Annotated in this window: 3 protein-coding genes; all 3 read right to left on the reverse strand. The window is 41.2% G+C overall.

Annotated elements, in window-relative coordinates; all coding sequences use genetic code 11:
- Window positions 1-68: 68 nt before the first annotated feature.
- The 3 genes from D5270_RS16365 to D5270_RS16375 are packed head-to-tail and all read right to left on the reverse strand — an operon-like array spanning window position 69 to window position 2,054.
- On the reverse strand, window positions 69-959 hold the full coding sequence (locus tag D5270_RS16365; RefSeq protein WP_166545078.1) for a hypothetical protein: 891 nt from the start codon (window positions 957-959) through the stop codon (window positions 69-71).
- Window positions 959-1,675, reverse strand: a complete 717-nt coding sequence (locus D5270_RS16370) for a LytR/AlgR family response regulator transcription factor (RefSeq protein WP_166545079.1) — start codon at window positions 1,673-1,675, stop codon at window positions 959-961. The genes D5270_RS16365 and D5270_RS16370 overlap by 1 nt, the downstream gene beginning before the upstream one ends.
- A gap of 49 nt (window positions 1,676-1,724) precedes the next feature.
- Complete coding sequence (locus tag D5270_RS16375) at window positions 1,725-2,054, reverse strand: helix-turn-helix domain-containing protein (protein ID WP_166545080.1); 330 nt, start codon at window positions 2,052-2,054, stop codon at window positions 1,725-1,727.
- Window positions 2,055-2,170 lie beyond the last annotated feature (116 nt).

Consider the following 2,170-nt stretch of genomic DNA (forward strand, 5'->3'; position numbering starts at 1 on the left):
GATTATGCGGCTTGTCCGAGTTATCACATGTTGCTAAAACATATCCATTCCCAGCCCAAGTTATAGTCCTAATTTAGCATCAGATTCTCACAAAATTTCAGCTTTCGCTGAAGCGCCGGGAGGCTTTGCAAATTGGAGACATAATGCACCACCTGTTGGTCTTCATTCTCCAGTGCAAATTCTTTGATGGCAGTAAGATGCCGACGTAAATCGTGGAGCAGGACCTGCTGACGTTCATATTGATCCTCAAGAGCACTGAAATATTCTCCTTCCACCTGATCTTTCTGCTTTATCAACTGGAGTTCTAGATTCTCCTTATTAAGCTTCTGACTATACTGATATCCTGCAAATATTGCCAAGGCAGAAAGAAGAAGGATCAGCGCTCCGACCATCATTAAGGTTTCAATAAAGGGCGGCAAATTACAATACAGCGCTGAGTACGCCATAATGAGCAGAATGAAAATCGTTGAAAACGAGAAACTGCCTAGCAAAAGCGCGATGGGGCCTGCATCGTGCATATTTATCAATGATTTGGGAGAAAGGCGGATGCACAGTTTTGTCAGTGTGTAATAGAGTAGTTTACTAAAAACACAGAGAAAAACTAGAATTGGAAGGCTGTCCTGATATTTCTCAGCCCCTCCGAAAAGCATTCCAAGGAGAAACTCCACGAGAATTTCTGTGCCTAAAGTAAGGCAAGTCAGCAACACAGTATGATAAATGCAGCTTTCCCAGGAACAAATATAGAAAGACTTGAGCAGTAATAAATTGAGCAGGGTAAAGAAAATTGTATTAATCCAAATTATAGATAAATTGAATAGCAGACAACCGAGTGCATACCCAAGTATAAATAGCGAAATTCGTATGATAGGCTTCTTTTTCGGAATAAACAGGGAGGAAAAATACTGCCAAGCAGTGATCCCCTCTACTAAGTAGACACAGATAAAGGTGAGTGTTTGCATTATTTCATCGCCTCCAGAAACCGCACATATGCACTCTTGAATCCTGGATACTTTCTGCGGGCCATATACGCCCGATGGTTCTCACCGCTTGGTGAACCCATCTTGAGTGTAGTTGCATCGAAGGAGCGAACAAACTTCATATTTACAATGTAGCTGCGATGGGTATGGTAGAAACTTCCTATTTCCAAAAGAGTTTCCCAATGTTTCATTGGTTGAACGGAATCGTATACCTTATCCACAGTAAAAACTTTCACCTTGTGCTTGTTTGCCTCTACCATAATCACTTCATCGGCAAATCTTGTGACGGACTCATCGGCGGTTTCAATCAACACAGGTTTTGTATCAACACTGATTTGATACAATGCCTCTTTCATGTTTCTATATAAGCGACTTTTCTCAAGCGGCTTTGATAAGTAGCGAAACACATGAAATTTCATAGCTTCGTCCAAGTAGTCCGAAAATGACGTAAGTATTATGATTTTCACATAGGGAAACCGGGCCTTTAACCTAGCTCCAACTGTGATACCGTCTATACCTGGCATCTCCACATCAAGAAAAGCTATATCAATTCTCTTGTCTGAATTCAGTAATTCCTCTCCATTGATGTAAGCTTCGTACTCAGGCTGTTTCAATTTATTCTCACTGAAATATGCCCGAAGATACTTCTCCAGCTTATCCATAACGGTTACATCGTCATCACAGAACACTATCCTCATTGGAGACATCCCTCCTCAAGATATATTATACCTTATTTGTGCATGGATGTCACGTTTTTTCAGCTTTGTCAACGTAGATTTTAACGATTTCTGCGATGACCTCCTTATCCTCATCCCTGCATCTGTTTATGTCAGCCACAATGTCAAGAGGAACATTTTCTGGGTGCATGGCACCCTCTAGTAGGTAGTTCGGAGACACATTTAGTTCCTTGCATATTCCTACAAACAAATCCATGCTCGGAGCAATCCGACCGTGTTCAATTCCGGAGAGATGATTTTTATGATACCCCAGTTTCTCTGCAAGCACATTTTGTTTTACGCCCAATTCCTTACGCCGCTTTGCTATCCTGCGACCCACCTCAGCTCGATTGAATTCCATTAGTTTCTCCTTTCCTAAAGGCATACACATATTTTAGCATGGTTCCGTATGAGAGAAAAATCCATTACTTGTTGATGCTAGTTCGCTTTAATTGATATTGACTGTCTTGTCGTAAT

Origin of the sequence: Acutalibacter sp. 1XD8-36 (assembly GCF_009917525.1) — a bacterium.
Lineage (GTDB): Bacteria > Bacillota > Clostridia > Oscillospirales > Acutalibacteraceae > Acutalibacter.